The following is a 23,053-nucleotide window of genomic DNA, read 5'->3' as shown; positions in this document are numbered from 1 at the left end:
ATCCTGAATTGCGTGGCATTTGGTCCGGGGCACACCTCTGCTCTGGGTGGTTTTATTGCTTGTAAAGCGTTGCGGTGTTAAGTGCGTGGCCAAGTTGAGGCTGAGCCAGAATGGAGTTGCCAATGGGCACGGATTACATCGTCAAAGACATCGCATTGGCCGGGTTTGGCCGCAAGGAACTGGATATCGCGGAAACCGAAATGCCGGGGCTGATGTCCCTGCGCGCGGAATACGGGGACAGCAAGCCGCTGAAGGGCGCCCGCATCGTCGGCTCCCTGCATATGACCATCCAGACCGCGGTTCTGATCGAAACCCTGGTGGCGCTTGGCGCCGATGTCCGCTGGGCATCCTGCAACATCTTCTCGACCCAGGATCACGCCGCTGCGGCGATTGCCGAGGCAGGCATTCCCGTCTTCGCCATCAAGGGCCAGACCCTGGAAGAGCATTGGGATTACCTCGACCGCTCCTTCCAGTTCGCCGAAGGCGCCAACATGATCCTCGACGATGGCGGCGATGCGACGCTCTACGTGCTGCTGGGCGCCCGCGCCGAAGCAGGTGAGGACATCATCCCGGTGCCCGGCTCTGAGGAAGAAGCCGCGATCAAGGCGCAGATCCAGAAGCGCATGAAGGAAAGCCCCGGCTGGTTCACCAAGACCCGCGACGCGATCAAGGGCGTTTCCGAAGAGACCACCACCGGCGTGCACCGTCTTTATGAGCTGGTGAAACAGGGTCAGCTGCCCTTCCCGGCGATCAACGTCAATGACTCGGTCACCAAGTCGAAGTTCGACAACAAATACGGCTGCAAGGAAAGCCTGGTCGACGGCATCCGCCGCGCCACCGACACCATGATGGCCGGCAAGGTCGCGGTGGTCTGCGGCTACGGCGACGTGGGCAAAGGCTCGGCTGCCTCTCTGCGCGGCGCGGGGGCCCGCGTGAAGGTCACCGAAGCGGACCCGATCTGCGCTCTGCAGGCGGCGATGGACGGCTTTGAGGTGGTGCTGCTGGAAGACGTGGTCTCCAGCGCCGATATCTTCATCACCACCACCGGCAACAAGGACGTGATCCGCATCGAGCATATGCGCGCGATGAAGGACATGGCCATCGTCGGCAACATCGGCCACTTCGACAATGAGATCCAGGTGGCGAACCTCAAGAACCACAAGTGGACCAACATCAAGGAACAGGTGGATATGATCGAGATGCCCTCGGGCAACCGCATCATCCTTCTGTCCGAAGGGCGCCTGTTGAACCTTGGCAATGCCACCGGTCACCCGTCGTTTGTGATGTCGGCCTCTTTCACCAACCAGGTTCTGGCGCAGATCGAGCTGTGGACCCGCGGTGAGGAGTATAAAAACGAGGTCTACATCCTGCCCAAGCATCTGGACGAGAAGGTCGCCCGCCTGCATCTGGAGCGTATCGGCGTCAAGCTGACCACGCTCAGCCCCGAGCAGGCCGCCTATATCGGCGTCACCCCCGAAGGCCCCTTCAAGCCGGAACACTACCGCTACTGACCGGCCTCACAGCAGAACACCACAAAGCCCCCGCAAATCATGCGGGGGCTTTTTTGTTTTGGCTTCGATAGGGCGCAGAAACTGCGAGATGACGTTTGGTCGAAACCGCAAAGAGGCTGGATAAGCCTCTGACAAGGTGACGACGGCTGGTCTAGGCTAACCCTGGTCCCTGTGGCTTTGCACGCCGCTGGACCGGGAGGAACAGGGGAGGCAGCCATGAGCGACCAAAAGACACAATTCCGGACCTGCAATATATGCGAAGCCATGTGCGGCTTGATCGTTACCCATACCGACACCGAGGTCGTGTCGATCAAACCCAACCCGGATGACCCCCTGTCGCGGGGCCATATCTGTCCCAAGGCGATTGCCCTGCAGGATTTCCGCACCGACCCGGACCGGGTGACCACGCCGTTGAAAAAGGTGGACGGTCAGTTCGTACCGGTGTCCTGGGAGGAGGCGCTGGAATATGCCGCAACCCGGATCGAAGAGGTGCAGGAGGCCCATGGCAAGGACGCCGTGGGGACCTATCTGGGCAACCCCAACGCGCATAAGTTCGGCAACCTCCTGACCCTGCCGCGACTGGTCAAGGCGCTGGGGACGCAGAACCGCTATTCCTCGGCCACGGCGGATCAGATCCCGCATCACGTTGCCTCGATCCACATGCTGGGCCATCCGATGCTGATCCCAGTGCCGGATGTGGACCGCACCGACTTCATGCTGATCATCGGCGGCAATCCCCTGGTGTCGAATGGGTCGATGATGACCGCGCCGGGATTTGGCAAGCGGATGGAGGAGCTGCACGCGCGCGGTGGGCGCAGCGTTGTGGTAGACCCCAGACGCACCGAAACCGCCGAAAAGGCCAGCGCGCATCTGTTCATCCGCCCCGAGACTGATGCCTTCCTGCTGCTGGCGCTGATCCATGAGGTTTTTGCGGCAGGTCTGGGCAGCCCCGGTGCGCTGGATCCGGTGGTGCGGGGTCGCGATGCGCTGAAACAGGCGGTGCAGCCGTTCACGCCGGATCTGGCGGCAAAAATGACCGGTATCGATGCAGAGACCATCCGCAGCCTGGCCCATGATTTTGCCCGCGCCGGTTCGGCGGTATGCTATGCGCGCATGGGGGCCTCGACACAAAGCTTTGGTGCCCTGTGCCAATGGGCCGGCAATGCCCTCAATATTATCACCGGCAATTTTGACAGCCCGGGCGGCGCCATGTTCACCACCCCAGCGCTGGATTACGTGGGTATGACCAGCCGCAAGGGTCGCGTGCGCAGCTATCCCGAGAAACGCTCGCGGGTGTCCGGCCAGCCGCTGTATAACGGGGAGTTCCCTGTCTCGGTCCTGGCCGAGGAGATGGAAACTCCGGGCGAGGGGCAGATCCGAGCCATGGTCACCGTGGCAGGTAATCCTGTGCTGACTGCGCCCAACGGGCTGCGCATCGGGGCGGCGATGGAGCAGCTGGATTTCATGATGTCGATTGATCTGCACATCAATGACACCACCCGCCATGCCGATCTGATCCTGCCCGCCACCGTGGCGCTTGAAGAGTACGTTTATGATATGGTGTTCCACAGTTTTGCCGTGCGCAATACCGCTGCCTTTGCCGAACCGGTGTTTACGCCGCCCAATGACAACCCGCAGGAGTGGGAGGTCATCGCCCGGCTGGCCGCGAGGTTGAGTGGCAGCAACAGCATCGGCCCTTCGCCAGTTGAGACGCTGACGGCGCTGTTGCCGCGCGGATACCACGGCGATCGGGTGACGACAGGCGCGATGCTGGGTGCTGAGACCGGAGCGATTGATCTGGGGCCGCTCGTTGAAAGCCTTGCCGAGCGGCTGAAAACACCGGATGGCAAGCTGGATCTGGCGCCAGAGGTGTTCCTTGCTGACTTGCCGCGACTGCTGGCCTTTGAGCCGCCGGTCAGCGATGATTACCCGCTGCTGATGATCGGGCGCCGACAGGTGCGCAGCCACAACAGCTGGACACAGAACAGCCAGCGTCTGGTGAAGGGGCGCAACCGCTGCACGGTGCAGATGCACCCTGCCGATGCGGACCGGCTGAGCATCGAGGACGGGATGGACGTTGCGGTGCACAGCCGCGTCGGGCAGGTCACCATGCCGGCCGAGGTGACGGATGAGATTGCGCCGGGGGTGGTGTCTATCCCGCAGGGCTGGGGACAGCGACAGGGGAAACTGACCACGGCGACCCGGGTTCAGACCGTCTCGATCAATGATCTGACGGATGACACCCGGATTGATCCCATCAGCGGCAATGCGGCCTTTAACGGCGTTCCGGTGGCAGTGAAGGCTATCGCATAGGCGACAGAGCAGGCGATATCCGGGGCCTTTTCTCGGGGCTGGACCCGGTCCCGGCCCGCAGGCCAATCTGATTGGGGATACCTCGAGAAAAGGGCTGTCAAATGCACAAAAGGATAGGTGCTGCTCCCTTTCTGGCCCTTTGTATCCGTTCAGTACATGCCGCCGCCAAAAGGGGAGTGCTGGCTGAACGATTGCCCATGGCCCCCTAGATTGACTCAAACCCGCTCAAAATAAAGATTGGTTTATATCGAAATCGAACGGTTTTTTAACCGGTTTTTATTCAAGCGGAAGGACGGTCTGCAATGATACAGAACCTGCTCGGACGGAAGAAAAAGGCAACGCGGCAAGAAAGAATTCTGTCTGAAATCGACCGGCTGATCTCATGGAAGAAATTGGCAGCCTGCGCTGAAACTTGCCTGGATGAAGCGCCCGACTGCATCAGGGTAAACCGGAATTCATTGGAAAGCCTGGTTCGTATCGAAGTTCTGCACCGGTGCTTTGGCATTTCCCGCAGCGACCTGATGGTAACTGGGTCCGAGACACCAGAACAAGACGGCGCGACCGCTCTGTGCGATTCCCGGCCCGTCCTGAACGAAGACGACGTCGAAAACTTTTACAAGATTATCGCGGATTGCAGCAAACAGGACGAAATCATCAACGAGCTTGGCGCCCAGTTGGCCAAGGTTGGCGTGAGCCTGAAACAGCCGGTGTCCCTGTCACCGTCCTGAAAAACGTCAACAATCTGCGCCCTGCCGTCAGCCGCAACAGAATGTGGGCACGGCGGGTGATCGGCGTAGCGCGGTTGACGCCAAGCTCGGCTTATCGCTGCCCCGCGCTGGCCGCATACCGGCCAGATGACAAGATAGCTATACATTCGGGTCTGAATGCCCTATACGCGGCCAATTGTCGGCACCGGCGCAGCATTTTGCGCCACCTCCCGAGCCGCCTCCGCTCCTATAGAAAAAAGCAGACCTTCCTTTGAAACAGACACTCGCTATGGCGCTGGAGCGCCGTGGATATGACAAACTTACTCCCGTTCAGGAGGCCGTGACCGATCCGGCCCTGGGCAGCGCGGACCTGTTGGTTTCGGCGCAGACCGGTTCGGGAAAGACCGTCGGATTTGGCCTCGCCATTGCCGGGGCCATTCTGGGCGATGAAGACCGTTTTGGCTCGGCAGCTTTGCCGCTGGCGCTGGTGATTGCACCGACCCGCGAACTGGCCCTGCAGGTGAAACGCGAACTCAGCTGGCTCTATGGTGAGGCCGGTGCAACCGTCGCCTCCTGCGTGGGCGGCATGGACATGCGGGATGAGCGCCGGGCGCTGGACCGGGGCGCTCATATCGTTGTTGCCACCCCAGGCCGTCTGCGCGACCATATCATGCGCGGGTCCATCGACCTGTCCGAGCTGCGCGCAGTGGTGCTGGACGAAGCCGATGAAATGCTCGATCTCGGTTTCCGTGAGGATCTGGAGTTCATTCTGGGTGAGGCCCCGGAAGAACGCCAGACGCTGCTGTTCTCTGCCACGGTTCCCCCGGCAATTGCCCAGCTTGCAAAAAGCTATCAGCGCGATGCCATGCGGATCACCACCGTCGCCGAGAAATCGCAGCACAGCGATATCGAATACCATGCCATGGCAGTGGCGCCGCGCGACGATGAAAACGCCATCATCAACGTGCTGCGGTTCTATGAGGCACCCAATGCCATCGTGTTCTGCAACACCCGCGCCATGGTGAATCGTTTGGTGACACGCCTGTCGAACCGTGGCTTTTCGGTCGTGGCCCTGTCGGGTGAGCTGTCACAGTCCGAACGCAGCCATGCCCTGCAGGCCATGCGCGACGGGCGGGCTCGCGTCTGCGTCGCAACCGATGTGGCGGCGCGCGGCATCGACCTGCCGAACCTTGATCTGGTGGTGCATGCCGAGCTGCCCTCCAGCCATGAAACCCTGCTGCACCGTTCCGGCCGGACCGGTCGCGCCGGCCGCAAGGGCGTCAGCGCGCTGATCGTGCCGCCAAAGGCGCGCAAAAAGGCCGAGCGCCTGTTGAAGATGGCCAAGCTGCAGGCCGAATGGGGCAACGCACCCTCGGCCGAGGCCGTGTCGGAGCGCGATGGCGAACGTATGTTGGCCGACCCCGCCTGGCACGAAGCGGTCAGCGACAGCGAACGGCCCATGGTGACACAGCTGAGCGAAGCCTTCTCGGCAGAACAACTGGCCGCAGCCTATCTGCGGCTGTGGCGCAGTGCCCGCTCTGCCCCAGAAGAGCTGTCCGAAGCAAACGCCAAGCCCGAGCCGCGCGAACCCTTTGGTCCCAGCGTCTGGTTCTCGATCGCCGCAGGGCGCAACGAAGGCGCCGATCCGCGCCGGTTGCTGCCGATGCTGTGCCGGGCCGGTAATATCACCAAATCCGATATCGGTGCGATCCGCATCCAACAGGATGAAACCTTTGCCGAAATCCGCGAAAGCAGCGCAGCCGGATTTCTGGCGGCGCTTGGCACCGAGATGGTGCTGGACGATGGCACCAAGCTGACGCAACTGGACAGCCCGCCGAACATCCCCGCCGGACGTCCCGCAGGCCGCCCCGGTGGCCCCAGAAAGTTCGACGGACCGAAGCCGGGCGGAAAACGTCCGCATCGTGGTCAGGACTCACGCCCGGATGACCGGCGCGGTGAACGGTCCTATGACAAGCCAGGCTTCGACAAATCCGATGGTCCGCGCAAACCCCGCGCAAACAAATCGGACCGGGACGAGCGTCCCCGTCACAAGAAGCACGAGGCCGCCGCCCCGCGCGAGCCGAACGCTGTGGTAACCCCGCGCAGCAAGCCTGCAAGTAAACCAGCAGGCAAGCCCGGCGCGGGCGATGCCAGCAAGAGCCTGCGCAAAAAGGACGGCGGCAAACCGCATTTCGCGACCCGCGGCCCCAAGGGACCGCCGCCGCCAAAGGGTAAGCCGAACAGCAAGAAGAACAAGGCCCGTGCGGCCCTGGCCAAGGCGGGAAAAGGCGGTTCCGCAAAACCCCGTCGGCCTAAAAGCTGATCTGAGATGACATCAGGGCAAAGCGCAGTCTTTGCCCTGATTTACAGGCTCAACGCATCTGGTGTTTGCGCAGGGCGCGGAACAGGAACATCAGGATCAGTGACAAGAAGAACAATCCAAAGAAGTCACCGATCAGGTAAACGAAGTAATCCTGGGGCGGGCTTTGGAAGGCCAGATTGCTGAGCACCGAAGACACCACGGAAACCAGAAATCCGGCAAACATGATGCTGGCCCAGCGTGGCCTGCGGCCGGAATAAGGCGACAGATCCCATCCGGCCAGTTTGATCAGGTGAAAGACGGCCGACGGAACAAGAACCGCAATCGCCATTGCAGCGATCCGGGGCGGTTCAAGAACACTGGCCCCTGAGAAGTACAGAAAAACCAGAAAGACGCCGGGAAACAGGGCAATGCTTGCCCGCCATCCCAGCAGCCAGGCGGCAAGCACCTTCACCCCATGTGGAAGGAAAAGAAGGCTGGAATCGCTTTCAACGCCGGGAAAGACCCTCAATTGGATCGGCATCAGCAGTTCGAAGGCGACCAGGCAAGCCAGCAGGTAGCACAGTGTAACCACTGTTGTTTCTGTCGCCAGAGCTTTCAAATCCCGTCCCCGCCTTCATCTGTGTGACGCCCCCTGTTCCTATTTGGGTGCCTTCACCAGATATCGCCCCCGGCTCGCGCTGCCGCTTTGCTCCAGATATCCTTTGCCGACCAGCGACTTCAAGGCCCGGAAAAATGTCGGACGCGACATGCTGGCCACGATGGCATGCGCCCGGATGGTGTTGGTGCGCACGCCGTCGGAGGTGTCCGGAAAGTCGCTCGCGGCGTAGTACACATCACGTTCAACCGTAGACAGCTCCTGAAGCCCCATCGAGCTTTCCATATCGAGCATCAGTTTTCGCAACTCTGTCAGTTTGGAAATGTCAGACATAGCGTCCTGTATTAATTTTTAATGCCAAGTGTGTGTCACAAGAGTGTAATACACGAACAGCCTAAAACAGCAAATGGTATCATGTTGACACGTTATTATTGTACGGTAGTATAACTTTCGTCCGGCCGCTTTTGTTAAACCGTGAGTGGTGGCAGCCGAACACTATTTTAGAACCGAAAAATTTTCAGGCGCGGTGCCTTCGGGTTCCGCGCCGCCTTAGTTTTTTGAAACGCTGACGAGCGCCGGGACCCAACTATGCCACCTTGCCGTCACAGCCGTTCCTGCCCTCTGGTGCCTGTTCTGCTTTGAGATTTTACCTTGCGCGGTGGGCAGTGAGGAGCTAAATGATCAGCCGCGTAGCCCCAATAGCTCAGTCGGTAGAGCAACTGTTTCGTAAATAGTAGGTCGGCGGTTCAAGTCCGTCTTGGGGCACCACCTCTCCATACAAGGCATTGTTTTGCATGTTCAGAGCCTCTTGGGGCTCTTTCAGGCGAAAGGTCTCTGCCGTCTCACCCCGCTGAACACGAGAGACGGCAGATCATGGGTCAGAGCCGACTGTGCAGCGCCGGGCCGCACAGTCGGGCGGTTACTTGGCGTCTTTTTCGGCCACGTCTTCATCTCGCTCCGCGTCGCCGTTTTCCGGCTCAGCGCTCTGATCGTCCTCGGCCCGGTCATCCGCTGTGCTGACATCGTCGGAATTGTCAGGCGCATCCGCATCGATCAATTCCGCTTCGGGGATATCCCCGGCCTCCGGGGCTACGGCAGGTTTCGCCGCGCCGGTGATCAGCGGCAGCATGTGGGCGCCCGTTGCGCTGGCGAATTCAGCGGTTTCGGGGCGCTTCCAGCTGAGCGTGTCAAAGCTGGTGCAATGTTCGCAGACCGGCGCCCATTCCGCGTGAATGTGGTTGCAGTTCTCGCAGACCCATTGCGGGCCACGCGGCGCGGTCAGCGCGCGGGTCAGCCAGCCCTGAACCACCGCATCCGGGGCACCTTCGCCGCGCTCAATCGCAGCCATCAGAGTGAGGGCGCGTGCATCCGGCGCCCGTTCTGCCAGATCACCCAGGGCCCGACGCGCCTCGGGATAATCTTCGGCCACGATGTTCAGCTCGGCCATCACCAGACGGGTTTCGTCGTCATGCGGTTTCAGGCGCGCCAGCTGGCCAAAGCGCTTGACCCGCTCGGCGGCGGTTTCTGTCGGTTCGATTTCGGCAAAGGCATGCGCCAGATCGGGGTGCGGCTGTGCCTCCCAGGCTTTTTTCAGAACCCGGACAGCATTGCGGGTCTTGCCCTTGGCGATATAGGCGCGCGCGGCCATGGCTGCGGCAGGCACCAGATCGGGCGACAGGCGGTTGGCCTCGATGGCCTGTTCGCGCTGCTCCACGGTTGCGCCTTCCTCGATCACCCCTTGGGAGGCCGAAAGCGCCAGAACCGCGTCGCGCCGTTTGAACACATCGCGGGGCAGGGTGCCGGTCTTCAACTTGGTCGCAAGCGTCTTGCGCGCCCCGGCCCAATCCTCGGCGCGGGCCTGCAGTTGCAGCAGCGTATCCTGCACCTCTTCGTGTTTCGGACGCAGCGCCAGTGCCTTTTCGGCCAACTGCCGGGCGGTATCGGTATCCCCGTCGGACAGCTTTTGCTTCATGATGCCGCGAATGCCGACGAACCGGGTGTTTTGGTTGCCCAGAAGCCGTTTATAGGCGGCAGCGGCCTTTTTGGTATCGCCAGCCATTTCGGCCGCCTGGGCGGTCAGAAGATCGGTGAGTTCAGGTTTTTCCAGATAGCGCTCGGCGCGCGATGCCTTGGCCAGCGCCAGACGCCCCTCGCCCGAGGCCAGCGCCATCAGCCCGTCAGACAGCGCCTGATAGCCCTTTGCCTCACGTCCCTTGTCGAAATAGCGCGACAGGGCGGTTTCATCGCCATTCAGGAACTTCAGCGTGGCGATCAGCAGCGACAGCAGTTTAAAGAACAGCCAGACGATCACGACCAGCGCAACCAGCGCCATCACGGATTGCAGCGCGCCAAGGGTGTATTCAGTGCCTGCAACGGTGATCTGCACGCCCCCGGCGGTTTCCATCAGGATCCCCGCACCCAGAGCCAGCAGCGCGACGATTGCAACAAAGACGAGGATTTTCAGCAATGACCAGAGCATGGCAGGGTCCTTATTTCGCGTTCAGGCTTTGGGCCAGTTCATCCGCTGCGGCAACCGCAGCGACCCGGCTGCGGGCAGCCGATTCCCAGTCCGCCAGGGCGGTCCGGGCGGTTTCAGGCAGTGCGTCCAGTTCGGCCAGCGCATCAGCAATCTTGCCCTGATCCACCAACGCCCCGACGCGGGACAGGACCGCATCCGGATCGTCGCCTTCGCGCGGCGCAACCGAGCGCGCCCCGAGGTGACGTTTGAGATAATCCATCACGCCGCCGGTGCCCTTGGTCTCTTCCCGCGCAGCAGCAAGGGCGCTGCGGGCGGCCGGGGTGAAGCTATCGGCCAAGCCGGTGAGCGTTGCCACACCGCTGTCGGCAGGGGAGGTCAGCGCCTCTGGCACGGTAACATCAAGGGCTGCCAACTCGTCGACAAGCCCCGCGTAGCTGGCGCCGCTGTCGAGGCTGGAGCGCAGACGGGCCAGCACGGTCTGGGCGCTGGCGATACGGGCGGCCTCGGCGCTGGCCTCATCCATCTGGCGGGCCTCGGCGAGCATCTGTTCAACCTCGGCGCGTTGCGCGGCCAGGCTGTCCTGCAATTTGGCAAGCTGGGCATCCACTGCGGCAATGGCCTCGGGCGATCCGGCATCGGCCACCGGGCGTTGCTCCAGCGCAGTCAGACGCTCTGTAAGCGCGGCAATCTCGGCCTCAAGCGCGTCACTTTGCGGTGCGGAGAGATCACCAACGGTGCCTTCGACAGCGTCGATACGCTGCGAAAGCGGCGCGAGATCGGGAATGGAGATCCCCTCGACCTGCGTTTTCAGCGCCGACAGATCCGACCGCAAAGCGGCCTGCTCTGCTTCGATCGCGGTGACATCGACACTGGCCGGGCGCAGGCTGGGCGGCAGGATGCTGTTCAAAACGCCGCCTTGTCCCAGGGCAAATCCGATGACAGCAGCAACAGCTCCGCCAAGGACGGCTGAGCCAAAGCCACCGCGTTTTTCGACAACGCGTTCGATCACCTGTTGCGGTTCGGCGGGCGCCGGTTCAGGGGTTTCTGCGTCTGCGTCTGCGTCTGCGTCTGCGTCTGCGTCTGCGTCTGCGTCTGCGTCTGCGTCTGCGTCTGCGTCTGCGTCTGCGTCTGCGTCTGCGTCTGCGTCTGCGTCTGCGTCTGCGTCTGCGTCTGCGTCTGCGTCCGTCTCGCTCGATGCTTCGGCTTCGGCTTCGGAAGTGTCCCCTGGGCTTTCCTCTTGCGAGTCAACCGGTTCCGGGGTTTCGACCTCAGTCACCTCTGATGCCGTCACATCATTGGCGTCCGACCCGGTCACATCATCCGAAGTTTTCTTGTCAGCCACGTCGGCATCTCCCTCAATTCTCACCGCTGCGACTCATGCTTGAATCCTGCGGTGCTGGCGCTCAACCCCAAGCGCGACATTACTTCCCGTGCGCGGGACCCTCAACCCGCGCCAAAGCATCTGCGGCATCACGGACCAGTGTACTCATCGCATCTGCATCGGGCGTGTTACATACCTGCAAGTCCCTGCAATTCAAGACTTTCAGTGGTTTCGCAACGGCTTCGCTCAGCGCAATCAGATGCAAATTCGACGCATCGGGACAAATCTGGGCGAAATGCCGCGCAGTTCGTGGCGAAAAAACCGGCACGATCAGCGACTGTTGCGACGTAATTACCCGCAGCGCGTCTTCATTCAGTGGCAGCAGCTCCTGATCATAGATCACCTTCTCGCGGCAGGACAGCCCGGCATCCGTCAGCCGCTGCGCCACATCGCCCCGCGTATGACGCCCGTGCAGATGCAACAAGGGCGCGGGTGGGCGCATATCCACAAGGCGGGATACCAGTTCATCGGCGGTCTGGCCCAAACATTGCGCGGACCAGCCCGCGCCGATAGCCTCCGCCGTGGTGCGCTGCCCGACACAATAGGCAGGCAGATCCGTGGAAACCTGTCCGGTCGCCGTGGCAACCGCATTGGCAGAGGTAAAGATCAGCCCCTGGACGCCCTGAGTATCCTTTTCCTCAAGCACGTCTGGGGATGGTTGAACCCGCATCAGCGGCGCGTAGATTGCGGTAAGCGCGGCGCGGGTCTGCGGCGGCAGGTCCTCCACGAACCGGCGGGCCGAGGGCAGCGGCCGTGTCATCAGCAAACCCACGGCAGGGCCGGTCTTCGGATCCGTCACATCGCGCTCCCGGGATTGTTTGCACCTGTCATAGGTGGTAGCCCCGGCGCCAACCTGATGCAATGGTAGCACGATGACACAAACCCTGACGATCCTTGGGCTGGAAAGCAGCTGCGACGATACAGCAGCGGCGGTGGTGCGCCAGACCGGAGATACCCCGGCCGAGGTCCTGTCGTCGGTGGTTTTTGGCCAGACCGAACTGCACAGCGCCTATGGCGGGGTGGTGCCGGAAATCGCGGCGCGGGCGCATGCGGAAAAGCTGGATATCTGCGTGATCGAGGCGCTGAAAGAGGCCGGTGTCACGCTGAAAGACCTAGACGCGGTGGCCGTCACTGCAGGGCCGGGGCTGATCGGCGGGGTGATGTCCGGTGTGATGTGCGCCAAAGGGATTGCCGCCGCCACCGGCCTGCCGCTGATCGGGGTGAACCATCTGGCGGGCCATGCGCTGACGCCGCGGCTGACCGATGGCATTGCCTTTCCCTATCTGATGCTCTTGGTGTCCGGCGGGCATTGCCAGTACCTGATCGTGCGCGGGCCTGAGGATTTCACCCGTCTGGGCGGCACCATCGACGATGCTCCGGGCGAAGCCTTTGACAAGACCGCGCGCCTGTTGGGCCTGCCGCAGCCCGGCGGCCCCTCGGTGCAGGCAGAGGCGGAAAATGGCGATCCCAAACGGTTCCGCTTTCCGCGCCCGCTGCTGGACCGGCCTGATTGTAACCTGTCCTTCTCGGGTCTGAAAACCGCGCTGATGCGGATGCGCGATCAGATCGTTGCGGAAAAAGGCGGGTTGACACGGCAGGACCGCGCCGACCTTTGCGCCGGGTTTCAGGCCGCCGTGGTCGATACCCTCGCCGAGAAGACCCGCCGCGCCTTGCGCCTTTATCTGGATGAAAACCCGGCGTGCCCGACCGTTGCCGTGGCCGGCGGGGTCGCCGCCAATACCGCCATTCGCGCCGCACTACAGGATGTTTGCGCCGAGGCAGGCGCCACCTTCACCGCGCCGCCCCTGCGCCTGTGCACCGATAACGCTGCGATGATCGCCTATGCCGGGCTGGAGCGGTTCCGATCTGGTGCGCGCGACGGGCTGGACCTGACCGCCCGGCCGCGCTGGCCGCTGGATCAGAGCAGCCCCGCGCTGCTTGGCTCGGGTAAAAAGGGGGCCAAGGCATGAGTGTTTCGGTTCTGGGCGCGGGCGCCTTTGGCACGGCGCTGGCGATTTCTCTGGCGGGCAATGGGCCCGTCACGCTTTGGGCGCGCAATGACGCCCATGCCGAGAAAATGCAGGCCAGCCGCCGCAATGAGAACCGCCTGCCCGGCGTGGATCTGCCGCCAGAGCTGACCGTCACCTCGGATTTGGCCGAAGCGGCGGAAAGTGACACCATCCTGCTGTCCGTTCCGATGCAGCAATTGCGCGGGCTGCTGATGGCCGAAGGCGATGCGCTGGCAGGCAAGGCCCTGGTGGCCTGCTGCAAGGGGATCGAACTCAGTACCGGGATGGGACCGGTTTCGGTGATCCGGGATTGCCTGCCACAGGCACAAGCCGCCCTGCTGACCGGCCCCAGCTTTGCCGCCGATATCGCGCGCGGCCTGCCCACGGCACTGACGCTGGCCTGCGAAGACCCTGCGCTGGGATTGTCCCTGCAGGAACAGCTGACCACGGCCAACCTGCGGCTTTATCGCACTACGGATACGGTGGGCGCCGAGTTGGGCGGTGCCCTGAAGAACGTGATCGCCATCGCCTGCGGCGCGGTGATCGGTGCAGGCCTTGGCGAAAGCGCCCGCGCCGCGCTGATGACCCGCGGTTATGCCGAGATGCAGCGCATGGCCCTGGCCTGCGGTGCCCGCGCCGAAACGCTGGCCGGATTGTCGGGCTTTGGCGATCTGACGCTTACCTGCAGTTCGGACCTGTCGCGCAACTACCGGCTGGGGTTTGCCATTGGCCGGGGAGAGAGTTTCGATCCCTCCATCACCGTCGAAGGCGCCGCCACCGCCCGGGCCACCGCCGCCAAGGCCAAGGACATGCGGCTGGACATGCCGATCACACAAACCGTGGTCGCTTTGCTGGATGGCCGCTTGACGATTCATGACGCAACCGCTCAACTGCTGTCACGACCATTAAAAGAGGAATAAAATGCTTATAGCATTGATTGCACGCGATAAACCCGGGCATTTGGAAACCCGGATGGCGAATCGCACCGCGCATCTGGCCTATATCGAAGAGACTGGCGCCGTGGCGCAGGCAGGGCCGTTGCTGGATCAGAACGGCGAAATGGTCGGCTCGCTGATCATTCTGGATGTCGAGGATATGGCCGCAGGCGAGGCTTGGGCGGCAAATGACCCCTACAACAAGGCAGGCCTGTTTGAGGCGGTCGAGCTGATCACCTGGAAAAAGGTCGTCGGCTGATGGCCTATTGGCTGTTCAAATCCGAACCTTCGACTTGGGGCTGGCAGGACCAGAAGGCCAAGGGTGACGCGGGAGAGGAATGGGACGGCGTGCGAAACTATCAGGCGCGTAATTTCATGCGCCAGATGAAACTGGGCGACCGCGGGTTCTTCTATCACTCACAGAAAGAAAAATCCGTGGTTGGCATTGTCGAGGTCTGCGCCGAGGCGCACCCCGACAGCACCACGGATGATCCGCGCTGGGAGTGCGTGGATATCAAGGCGGTGCGCGGCTTCACCACGCCGGTATCGCTGGAGCAGATCAAATCCGATCCCCGGCTCGAAGAGATGGTGCTGGTGAAAAGCTCACGCCTGTCGGTGCAGCCTGTGAGCGAGGAAGAGTGGCGCATCATCTGCGATCTGGGCGGAACCGATCCGAACTGAGCCTTGGCTGGGTCGCAGGACCACATCCATGGACGCTTGGTCCAAATGCCTGTTCTGAAACGAAAAAGGGAAGGCCCAGCGAATGCAGGACCTTCCCTTCACCCCGCGTGCTCCGTAGCCACCACACGCGTATGAGAAATTCGGTTCCTGCCTTCCTGGCGGGTTGAACTATAGATAGCCCAGAGAAGTTGGATTCCGCAATTCATTAGCTTCGACAATACCGTTAAAATGCGAAACGCCCCGTGTGGGGCGTTTGCAAACTGTGTATTTTCAAGGTTTTAAATGGCTTTGGCGGGGTTAGCCGTAAACCGCTTCCTTGCCGAAATGCTTGGTCAGCATGTAGTAGAAAACCGCCCGGTATTTGTTGCGCTCAGATTTGCCATAGATCTCGACGACCTTGTTGATCGCCTCCATCAGTTCAGGCCCGTCAGCAAGACCCAGTTTCTTGATCAGGAAGTTCTGTTTGACGGTTTCCAGCTCGCTCTCCTGGCTGGAGGCAACGGTGGAGGCATCCGCATCGTAGATCGCGGGGCCGCAGCCGATGGTCACCTTGGTCAGCAGGTCCATATCCGGATCCATACCGCATTTGTTTTTCAGATCATCTGCATATTGTGCAATCAGGTCGTCACGTTTTCCCAAAGTCTTTTCTCCCTTCTGGGGCGGACCCGGCTCCGGATCCTTCCGGTCACATAATGGCCAGGATCAGCTTAAGGGCAGAACGCGACAGGGCAACGGGAATTTTTGCAATCCTGCCTCAAAGCCAGGCCTTTGCTGTCCGGGGGCAGGGAACCGGCACCGATCCGGTCTCTGCCTTGTAACAAAAAAGCCCCCGCATGATTTGCGGGGGCTTTGTGGTGTTCTGCTGTGAGGCCGGTCAGTAGCGGTAGTGTTCCGGCTTGAAGGGGCCTTCGGGGGTGACGCCGATATAGGCGGCCTGCTCGGGGCTGAGCGTGGTCAGCTTGACGCCGATACGCTCCAGATGCAGGCGGGCGACCTTCTCGTCCAGATGCTTGGGCAGGATGTAGACCTCGTTTTTATACTCCTCACCGCGGGTCCACAGCTCGATCTGCGCCAGAACCTGGTTGGTGAAAGAGGCCGACATCACAAACGACGGGTGACCGGTGGCATTGCCAAGGTTCAACAGGCGCCCTTCGGACAGAAGGATGATGCGGTTGCCCGAGGGCATCTCGATCATATCCACCTGTTCCTTGATGTTGGTCCACTTGTGGTTCTTGAGGTTCGCCACCTGGATCTCATTGTCGAAGTGGCCGATGTTGCCGACGATGGCCATGTCCTTCATCGCGCGCATATGCTCGATGCGGATCACGTCCTTGTTGCCGGTGGTGGTGATGAAGATATCGGCGCTGGAGACCACGTCTTCCAGCAGCACCACCTCAAAGCCGTCCATCGCCGCCTGCAGAGCGCAGATCGGGTCCGCTTCGGTGACCTTCACGCGGGCCCCCGCGCCGCGCAGAGAGGCAGCCGAGCCTTTGCCCACGTCGCCGTAGCCGCAGACCACCGCGACCTTGCCGGCCATCATGGTGTCGGTGGCGCGGCGGATGCCGTCGACCAGGCTTTCCTTGCAGCCGTATTTGTTGTCGAACTTCGACTTGGTGACCGAGTCATTGACGTTGATCGCCGGGAAGGGCAGCTGACCCTGTTTCACCAGCTCGTAAAGGCGATGCACGCCGGTGGTGGTCTCTTCGGAAACGCCCTTGATCGCGTCGCGGGTCTTGGTGAACCAGCCGGGGCTTTCCTTCATGCGCTTCTGGATCTGCGCCTTGATCGCGGCTTCTTCCTCGGAGCCGGGCACCGGGATGATGTCCTCACCTGCTTCGGCGCGGGCGCCCAGCAGCACGTAGAGCGTCGCATCGCCGCCATCGTCGAGGATCATGTTGGCGCCTTCGGCGAACTGGAAGGAGCGGTCGAGGTAATCCCAATGCTCTTCCAGGGTCTGGCCCTTGATGGCGAAGACGGGAATGCCTGCCTCGGCAATCGCCGCAGCGGCGTGATCCTGGGTCGAGAAGATGTTGCAGGATGCCCAGCGGACATCGGCGCCAAGCGCCACCAGGGTTTCGATCAGAACCGCGGTCTGGATGGTCATATGCAGGGAGCCGACGATGCGGGCGCCCTTCAGCGGCTTGCTGTCCCCGTATTCCGCGCGCAGGGACATCAGCCCCGGCATTTCGGTTTCCGCGATATCCAGTTCCTTGCGGCCAAACCCGGCCAATGCGATGTCTTTGACGATGTAATCCGTGCCCATTGGCAACTCCATTCTGGCTCAGCCTCAACTTGGCCACGCACTTAACACCGCAACGCTTTACAAGCAATAAAACCACCCAGAGGGTCAGTTTCCGGAACCGGATTCGACCACTGTGAAGGCGGGCCAACACAGATCCTCAGGGCACCCCGTTGGGGTCTGGGCGTTCCGTCGAAGATGGACGGCGATTCGTGACTGAGGCAGTGAAAGCGTCACGCGCCGATATTCTCCTCACCGACAGGCGTGCGGGGTTTCTGGGTTGGTTTTAGTTTCGGGTGCAAAAATTATTGAGACCGTTACGGCCCTTTCATTCTATTTACGGTGATATGCGCTTATGGCTTTGCGTTGAGCAAAATTATGCCCACCTTAGATTTGACGGTATTTCTTTCGCGGGTGTTGTTTTTCGTTGTTGGTGCTTGAGATAACAAATTGATTTATAGTGGAAATCTTTTTAGGATTTGATGTGTTCCCTAAGATGCGGCTTTATCTCATCGGGCTGCTTTCCGCATATTTGGAAAATTGGCCGTTAATTTTAGGCAACTTGTATGTTTTAATTTCTTGTGGTGTGTTAAGGTTAACAACCTGGGCGGGTGCACATATCGCATTCCGCCAGATGTGAATTGTTGGGCTGAATCTGAATACGGATTCTCAGCGTGTCTTCCTTGCGTCGCAAATCCGCATTTCCAGATCGCAGCCGATCCCAGACAGGATCTGGGGGTGTTGGTACGTTTGTGGGTAGAAACCCGGCCTTTGGGGGGGTGTTGTTATGTCTGCTTTGAGATCCGAAACCATAGAAACCCGCGCAAGCCCGGCGCTTTCGGTGCTGGCCGTAGACAATGATCCCTGGGTACGTTTCCGTCTGGAGGAATTCCTGCGCGAAGCGGGCGTGCCTTTTGAGCTCTGCGCGGATCCTCATGAGGCGTTTCGGCGCTGCGCTGCGCGGCGGACGGCGTATGGTCTGGTGCTGATGGATATCCGGTTTCCCGCTGGCAATCTGGTGGGGGAGATTTCCCGGAAGATTGCCGCGCTTGGGGGTGGTTCGGCGGGCCCTGCGATCATTGGGATGTCGGATTGCGCCAACCTGGAGAAATTCCAGCGTGGCACCGAATGGGGGATGATCGATATCCTGCCCAAGCCTCTGTTCAAATGGCTGATTATTAATCTTGCGCATGAATTTTGCGGCGGCGAGGAGGTCCAAGAGGACTAAGGCGCCGAAGGGCATCAGACTGGCGTGGCGATTTGATCAACGGAGCAGGCCCCATGCCTGCTCCGTTGCGGTGTATATCAGAGTGTCCGAGGCTTTGGGTCGGAACTTAGCTGTTGCGCGATAGCAGGCTGCCGGGGCGCGCCCGCGCCAGTCCGGCGGTCAGCAGCCCAGCAACCACGGCCTTCAGGATGTCGCCTGGAATGAAAATCAGGACCAGGGCTGCAGCGTCGGGAAAGGACTTGTCGAGGGTGATGGCCATGCCGGCCACACCAAACAGATAGAGCACGACGATCCCGCCCAGCATTGCGGCGATGATGGCTGTGGCCACCAGCGGAGTACCCCGCATCCGCTCCATGATCAGGCCGGTGACAAAGGCCGCAATCGGGAAGCCAACAAGGAAGCCGGCCGTGGGCGAGGAAAAGACGCTGAGCCCACCGCGCCCGCCGGACAGCAGGGGCAGGCCAAGGGCGACGAGAAGCAGGAACAGCAGAACGGCCAGCAACCCGCGCCGGGCGCCCAGTACCGTGCCGCAGAGCATGATACCGAGGCTCTGGGCCGAAACGGGCACGCCAAAGGCAAGGGTGATCTGCGGGATCAGCCCCAATGCGGCGATCAGCGCCGCAAAGAGAGCGATGTAAGCGATAGAACGTTCCATGTGATTTCGATCCTTGTGCATGCCCCGCTGCGCAGCCGGGCCTAAGATTATTGAACGCCGCCGCGCGCCTTCAGCGCTTCGGCAACGTGGTCGGCGTCATCCAGCGCCAGAATGGTCATCGGCAGGGCAATACGCCACGACGGGCGGCGCGGTGATCTTGCGCGCCAGGCTTCGGCCAAATCCGCGCCGCGATGTGCCAGCAGCGGGCCAAAGCGGATCACCAGCGCGATTGCGGTTTCAAGCGCCCGGGTACTGAGGCCAATCCGGCGAAACGGCGTCAGCAGCCATGCGGCAACCCCGACCATATCAGTGAGCCGAGTGGTCATGGTGACAAAATTCGCCAGTGCTACGGCGGTGGTCAGCCGCAGCGCGATGGTCAGCCCGGTTGCCGGGGTGCCTTCGATCAGATGCCACAGCGCGATGACCACGAAGAAGGGCCAGAGAATGCGCAGGCTCCGCACGCCGCTGCGCGCAAAGACGGGTCCGGCGCTGAGATAGAGACCCAGCGTCAGTGCCAGCGTGCCACCCTGCGCCGCGGGTGTTTTCAGGGAGAACAGAACCACCGTGGTGGCGCAGAGGATGGCCAGCTTTAGTGCCGCGGGCCACCGGTGCGCCCAGGTTTCAACTGGCGAGGTCAGAGAGATCATCGCTTCCCCCCCATTCGGTCATCTGTCTGGTGAACTCCGGCAAGACGTCAGCGGGTGACCCATCGGCCCGCAGCTGGCCTGCCTCGATCCACAGGATACGGTCATAGTGTTCCAGGTGTTGCGGGTCGTGCGAGACTTGGAAAAGCTGTGCTTCGGCCTGATCCAGCGCGCGCTGCAACTGCATGCGGGTTGGGATATCCAGCCCGGCAAAGGGTTCATCCAGCAGGATGATTCGCGGTTTCATGGCGAGAATAGCCATCAGGCACAGCAGTTGTTTTTGCCCCTGCGACAGAAGATGTGTCGGCGCCTTTGCCCATTGCGATTTTCCGAAACGAGCCAGTGTCTGCGCCACCTCTGCGGCGGTGTCGAATTTGCTCAGACCCATCTGGCGCAGGCCGAAACCGATCTCTTCTTCCACCGTAGGAAAGATGATCTGCCGGTCTGGGTTCTGGAACAGCACGCCCACCAGCTCCAGCGCTGCCTTGCGGTCGCGCGACAGGTCGATACCGTCGACCCGGGCCTCTCCCTGATCTGGCGCGATCAGGCCGGCCAGGACGCGCGACAGAGTGGTTTTTCCTGATCCATTGCGCCCGACGATTCCAACCCGCGCTTCATCGGCGCGAAATGAGATGTCCTGCAACAGCGTCTTTTCGCCTGCGATCACATGCACCGCCTGCAGATCCACCACGGCAGCCCGGGCAGAGTCGGCAGTGGGCGCGCCTGCGCTGTCCAGCCTCTGGTCCGGTGCAGCAGGTTTCAAAACGCGGGGCTCCTTTGTGGCGATGATGGCGTGGCGAAATCGGTTCGGCAGGTGATACCGGTTTTTTTGCTTCAGGCAACGTTTTCCGCAAGAAAATCAGCCAAATCGAGGTCGGGAGGGGTCTGATGGCTGGTCAAAAGCCTGCGCCGTGTCAAAGCAATACCAGAACCGGCGTGCCGGGCTGCGGCAGCGCCAGTGAGATTGAGACAGAAATAGCCAACCCGTGACCGAGGTTTTGCTGCGGATTTTGTTGTGCGCTTGTCAGTTGGACATTTGCAGGTGCAGACCGGCGCCAGGGAAGAGACGAGCGGTCGCAGCACGTTCGGCCATGGGCGGACCATCAAAATAGCCTTGCAGATAATCGACCTTGCATTCCCGAAGCAGCTGCCGGTGCAGTTCGGTCTCAGCGCCTTCGCCGGTGACATGCATGCCAAGGGCATGCCCCAGTTCCGCGATGGCCACGACGATTGCCCGGGTTTCGGCGGAATCAGGCAGTTTGGAGACAAAGGCCGCGTCGACCTTGATCTTGTTCACCGGGAATTTCTGCAGGTAGCTGAGCGAGGAATAGCCCATGCCAAAATCGTCAAGCGCCACGGTCACGCCCAGCCGTTGCAGGGCTTCGATCTCTTTCAGCGCAGACTGGCCGCTCGACAGAACCACTGTTTCGGTGATTTCGGCCTCGACCGCGCTGGCGGGGCAGCCGGTTTCATACAGGCAGTCATTGACGAATTCATCGACTTGCGAGCCAAACAGCTTGGGCGAGAGATTGACTGCCACCCGGCCGGTCCAGCCCATGTCATGCCAGCGCGCCGCGGCGCGGAAGGCATGGGTCATGATCTGGTAGGTTAGCTCGCGGATCAGCCCGCTGTCTTCGGCGACAGGGATGAATTCCGCCGGAGAGATGCTGCCCAGATGCCGGTGATGCCAGCGTGCAAGGGTTTCAAATCCGATGATCTGACCTGTCTTGAGGTCGGTCTGGACCTGAAAGACGGGGCGGATGCTGCCTTCGTTGAGGGCGCCGCGCAATTCCCTCTCCAGAAGGGTTTTGCGTTTGATGACGGTTTCCAGATCCTTGTGGAAAATCTCGACCCGGCCACGGCCGCCCTTTTTCGCCTCATAAAGCGCCAGATCAGCGCAGCGGATGCCATCGGTGGAGCCGGCCTCAGAACCAGACAGGGTTGCGATGCCCGCACTCATGCCGGTGTGCAGGACGTTGCCGTCGATGGTCAGCGGTTTCGACAGATCATAGACCAGCGAGTTGGCAATGCTGTTCAGGCGTTCCTCGCTTGCGGCGCCTTTGACAAGGATCGCAAATTCGTCGCCGCCAAGCCGCGCTGCCAAGGCGTTTTTCCCGCAGTTACCCAGGAATTTTTCACCCACGACCTTTAGCAGGGCGTCACCGGTGGGATGGCCAAGCGTGTCGTTGATCATCTTGAAATGATCCAGATCCGCCAGCAGGATCGATACCTGTTCCCCCTGATTGAGCCAGTTGCCGAGGGTGTGCTCTAGCAGGCGCCGGTTCGGCAGGCCGGTCAGGCTGTCATGTTCCGCCATGAATTTGACGCGCGCGGCCTGACGTGCCTGATCGCTGTGATCGGTGGCCAGCAGCAGTGTGCCCAAATACAGGCCCTCTTCGTCCCGGATCGGACCGCCCCGCACCAACAGGTTCAGCTCTTCACCGCTGTTGAAATGGGTGACGCTTGCCTCGGCGGCAAAATCCTGATTGGCGGCGACGCGTTCTTCGATCTGTTCGGCCACGTCCTGCGGCAACCAGGAGCGGAAGTTCAGTTTTTCCCCGTCCCGCGCATCGGCAAAGAAGATGCTAGCGTTGGCGTTGGAGAACACCACGTGACCCGTTTCATCCGTCAGGATCACGCCATCGCGGGTGGATTTCAGGGCGCGGTAGATCCGTTTTCTTTCCCGCCTGCTTGCTTCGGTCGTGTGGGCGCGCAGGTCTGCCATTTCGACCTCATTGCGGCGCATCTGCTCCAGCGTCTGTGCCAGCATGCCGATCTCATCAGTACGGGACTGATAGGGAACCACCGTGTCAAACCGGCCATTGTAAATATCGTCGATCGCTGTGCCGATCTTGGTCAGCGGCTGCGAAATCCGCGTCAGGACAAGAAACACGCTGACGGCCAGCAGGGCAAAGATAAGTACCGAGACCGCAGCATGCTGAACCGTCGTGTCCATCAAGGGGCCAGTAACGTGTTCCACTGGGAGAGTCAGCCGTAATTCTCCCAGCTCTTCGTGTTGGTCACCCAGAACATACTCGATCACATGTGTGGTGATGAAATCCCCTTCGCTCGGGGTGAACCCCGGTGCGGTAGCGGCCGCGATCTGCTCGCCAGCCAGACCAATAATTTCAACACTTGCGACCTGGCCAAGGGCCACGATCTGTTGCAGCGATTGTTCCACCTGAACAATGTCGAAATCCCACAAAGCCTGCGTCACGGTCGTTGCCGTCAATCGGGCGACCATGTCCCCTTGCTGGTGCTGACCCTCTATCAGATGCGCTCTGTGATCATAGGATTCGTAGGTCAGACCTGCCGCCAGGATTAGAAAAACTGGGATCAGGACGCCCAACAGA

The 23,053-nt window shown here is 61.1% G+C and carries 20 protein-coding genes and 1 tRNA gene; 10 read left to right on the top strand and 11 right to left on the bottom strand.

Annotation, left to right across the window (positions count from 1 at the left end; all coding sequences use genetic code 11):
* Positions 1 to 122 precede the first annotated feature (122 nt).
* The 4 genes from ahcY (AC5SSZ_RS21620) (at position 123) to AC5SSZ_RS21605 (ending at position 6,854) form a co-directional block, all read left to right on the top strand.
* A complete protein-coding gene (gene ahcY, locus AC5SSZ_RS21620) occupies positions 123 to 1,511 on the top strand; it encodes an adenosylhomocysteinase (protein ID WP_065272031.1) in 1,389 nt (462 codons plus the stop codon).
* Between the two features lie 216 nt (positions 1,512 to 1,727).
* Positions 1,728 to 3,824 carry a molybdopterin oxidoreductase family protein gene (locus AC5SSZ_RS21615; protein WP_495440003.1) on the top strand — a complete coding sequence of 699 codons (2,097 nt, stop codon included), beginning with the start codon at positions 1,728 to 1,730 and terminating at the stop codon, positions 3,822 to 3,824.
* A gap of 302 nt (positions 3,825 to 4,126) precedes the next feature.
* The gene (locus AC5SSZ_RS21610) at positions 4,127 to 4,552 is read left to right on the top strand and encodes a hypothetical protein (RefSeq protein WP_065272042.1); all 426 of its coding nucleotides are present in this window, start codon (positions 4,127 to 4,129) and stop codon (positions 4,550 to 4,552) included.
* A 250-nt stretch (positions 4,553 to 4,802) separates the two neighbouring features.
* Positions 4,803 to 6,854, top strand: a complete 2,052-nt coding sequence (locus AC5SSZ_RS21605; RefSeq protein WP_495440001.1) for a DEAD/DEAH box helicase — start codon at positions 4,803 to 4,805, stop codon at positions 6,852 to 6,854.
* A 49-nt stretch (positions 6,855 to 6,903) separates the two neighbouring features.
* On the opposite strand, the gene AC5SSZ_RS21600 is transcribed toward AC5SSZ_RS21605, so the two are convergent.
* A complete protein-coding gene (locus AC5SSZ_RS21600; protein WP_274830015.1) occupies positions 6,904 to 7,425 on the bottom strand; it encodes a hypothetical protein in 522 nt (173 codons plus the stop codon).
* Positions 7,426 to 7,491: 66 nt separating this feature from the next.
* On the bottom strand, positions 7,492 to 7,782 hold the full coding sequence (locus AC5SSZ_RS21595) for a hypothetical protein (protein ID WP_065272040.1): 291 nt from the start codon (positions 7,780 to 7,782) through the stop codon (positions 7,492 to 7,494).
* A gap of 359 nt (positions 7,783 to 8,141) precedes the next feature.
* Between AC5SSZ_RS21595 and AC5SSZ_RS21590 the strand changes: the two genes are divergently transcribed.
* A tRNA-Thr gene (locus AC5SSZ_RS21590) sits at positions 8,142 to 8,217 on the top strand.
* A 151-nt stretch (positions 8,218 to 8,368) separates the two neighbouring features.
* Here AC5SSZ_RS21590 and AC5SSZ_RS21585 read toward each other — a convergent pair.
* From AC5SSZ_RS21585 to AC5SSZ_RS21575, 3 genes are all read right to left on the bottom strand, one after another.
* Positions 8,369 to 9,928, bottom strand: a complete 1,560-nt coding sequence (locus tag AC5SSZ_RS21585; RefSeq protein WP_495439997.1) for a heme biosynthesis protein HemY — start codon at positions 9,926 to 9,928, stop codon at positions 8,369 to 8,371.
* Positions 9,929 to 9,938: 10 nt separating this feature from the next.
* A complete protein-coding gene (locus tag AC5SSZ_RS21580; protein WP_495439995.1) occupies positions 9,939 to 11,270 on the bottom strand; it encodes a COG4223 family protein in 1,332 nt (443 codons plus the stop codon).
* A gap of 79 nt (positions 11,271 to 11,349) precedes the next feature.
* Positions 11,350 to 12,108, bottom strand: coding sequence for a uroporphyrinogen-III synthase (locus AC5SSZ_RS21575; RefSeq protein WP_495439993.1), 759 nt, complete (start codon positions 12,106 to 12,108; stop codon positions 11,350 to 11,352).
* A gap of 73 nt (positions 12,109 to 12,181) precedes the next feature.
* On the opposite strand from AC5SSZ_RS21575, the gene tsaD reads away from it, so the two are divergent.
* Genes tsaD through AC5SSZ_RS21555 form a run of 4 tightly spaced genes read left to right on the top strand, consistent with a single transcriptional unit; the run spans position 12,182 to position 14,934 of the window.
* Positions 12,182 to 13,279, top strand: a complete 1,098-nt coding sequence (gene tsaD / locus AC5SSZ_RS21570) for a tRNA (adenosine(37)-N6)-threonylcarbamoyltransferase complex transferase subunit TsaD (RefSeq protein ID WP_495439991.1) — start codon at positions 12,182 to 12,184, stop codon at positions 13,277 to 13,279.
* The gene (locus AC5SSZ_RS21565) at positions 13,276 to 14,238 is read left to right on the top strand and encodes an NAD(P)H-dependent glycerol-3-phosphate dehydrogenase (protein WP_495439988.1); all 963 of its coding nucleotides are present in this window, start codon (positions 13,276 to 13,278) and stop codon (positions 14,236 to 14,238) included. Before tsaD ends, AC5SSZ_RS21565 begins: the two co-directional genes overlap by 4 nt.
* 1 nt (position 14,239) lies before the next feature.
* Positions 14,240 to 14,512, top strand: a complete 273-nt coding sequence (locus AC5SSZ_RS21560) for a YciI family protein (protein WP_065272034.1) — start codon at positions 14,240 to 14,242, stop codon at positions 14,510 to 14,512.
* Positions 14,512 to 14,934: an EVE domain-containing protein gene (locus AC5SSZ_RS21555; protein WP_495439985.1), complete on the top strand. Its 423-nt coding sequence runs from the start codon at positions 14,512 to 14,514 to the stop codon at positions 14,932 to 14,934. Before AC5SSZ_RS21560 ends, AC5SSZ_RS21555 begins: the two co-directional genes overlap by 1 nt.
* A 297-nt stretch (positions 14,935 to 15,231) precedes the next feature.
* Here the strand turns inward: AC5SSZ_RS21555 and AC5SSZ_RS21550 are convergent, their stop codons facing one another.
* Both AC5SSZ_RS21550 and ahcY (AC5SSZ_RS21545) read right to left on the bottom strand, forming a co-directional pair.
* Positions 15,232 to 15,573: a DUF2853 family protein gene (locus AC5SSZ_RS21550; RefSeq protein ID WP_065272032.1), complete on the bottom strand. Its 342-nt coding sequence runs from the start codon at positions 15,571 to 15,573 to the stop codon at positions 15,232 to 15,234.
* A 235-nt stretch (positions 15,574 to 15,808) separates the two neighbouring features.
* The gene (gene ahcY, locus AC5SSZ_RS21545) at positions 15,809 to 17,197 is read right to left on the bottom strand and encodes an adenosylhomocysteinase (protein ID WP_065272031.1); all 1,389 of its coding nucleotides are present in this window, start codon (positions 17,195 to 17,197) and stop codon (positions 15,809 to 15,811) included.
* Positions 17,198 to 17,960: 763 nt separating this feature from the next.
* Here ahcY (AC5SSZ_RS21545) and AC5SSZ_RS21540 point away from each other — a divergent pair.
* The gene (locus AC5SSZ_RS21540; protein ID WP_495439983.1) at positions 17,961 to 18,401 is read left to right on the top strand and encodes a response regulator; all 441 of its coding nucleotides are present in this window, start codon (positions 17,961 to 17,963) and stop codon (positions 18,399 to 18,401) included.
* A gap of 106 nt (positions 18,402 to 18,507) precedes the next feature.
* Here the strand turns inward: AC5SSZ_RS21540 and AC5SSZ_RS21535 are convergent, their stop codons facing one another.
* From AC5SSZ_RS21535 to AC5SSZ_RS21520, 4 genes are all read right to left on the bottom strand, one after another.
* Positions 18,508 to 19,056: a biotin transporter BioY gene (locus AC5SSZ_RS21535; protein WP_495439981.1), complete on the bottom strand. Its 549-nt coding sequence runs from the start codon at positions 19,054 to 19,056 to the stop codon at positions 18,508 to 18,510.
* Between the two features lie 47 nt (positions 19,057 to 19,103).
* Positions 19,104 to 19,703, bottom strand: coding sequence for an energy-coupling factor transporter transmembrane component T family protein (locus AC5SSZ_RS21530; RefSeq protein ID WP_495439980.1), 600 nt, complete (start codon positions 19,701 to 19,703; stop codon positions 19,104 to 19,106).
* Positions 19,678 to 20,463 (bottom strand): energy-coupling factor ABC transporter ATP-binding protein, encoded by a 786-nt coding sequence (locus tag AC5SSZ_RS21525; protein WP_495439979.1) that lies wholly within the window; start codon positions 20,461 to 20,463, stop codon positions 19,678 to 19,680. The genes AC5SSZ_RS21530 and AC5SSZ_RS21525 overlap by 26 nt, the downstream gene beginning before the upstream one ends.
* Before the next feature lie 261 nt (positions 20,464 to 20,724).
* A complete protein-coding gene (locus AC5SSZ_RS21520) occupies positions 20,725 to 22,944 on the bottom strand; it encodes a putative bifunctional diguanylate cyclase/phosphodiesterase (protein ID WP_274837864.1) in 2,220 nt (739 codons plus the stop codon).
* Positions 22,945 to 23,053: the final 109 nt, after the last annotated feature.

The organism is Phaeobacter sp. CC-HEC084, assembly GCF_059429255.1.
Note: the sequence above shows the minus strand (reverse complement) of the source record. Positions and strands in the feature narration are given on the sequence as shown.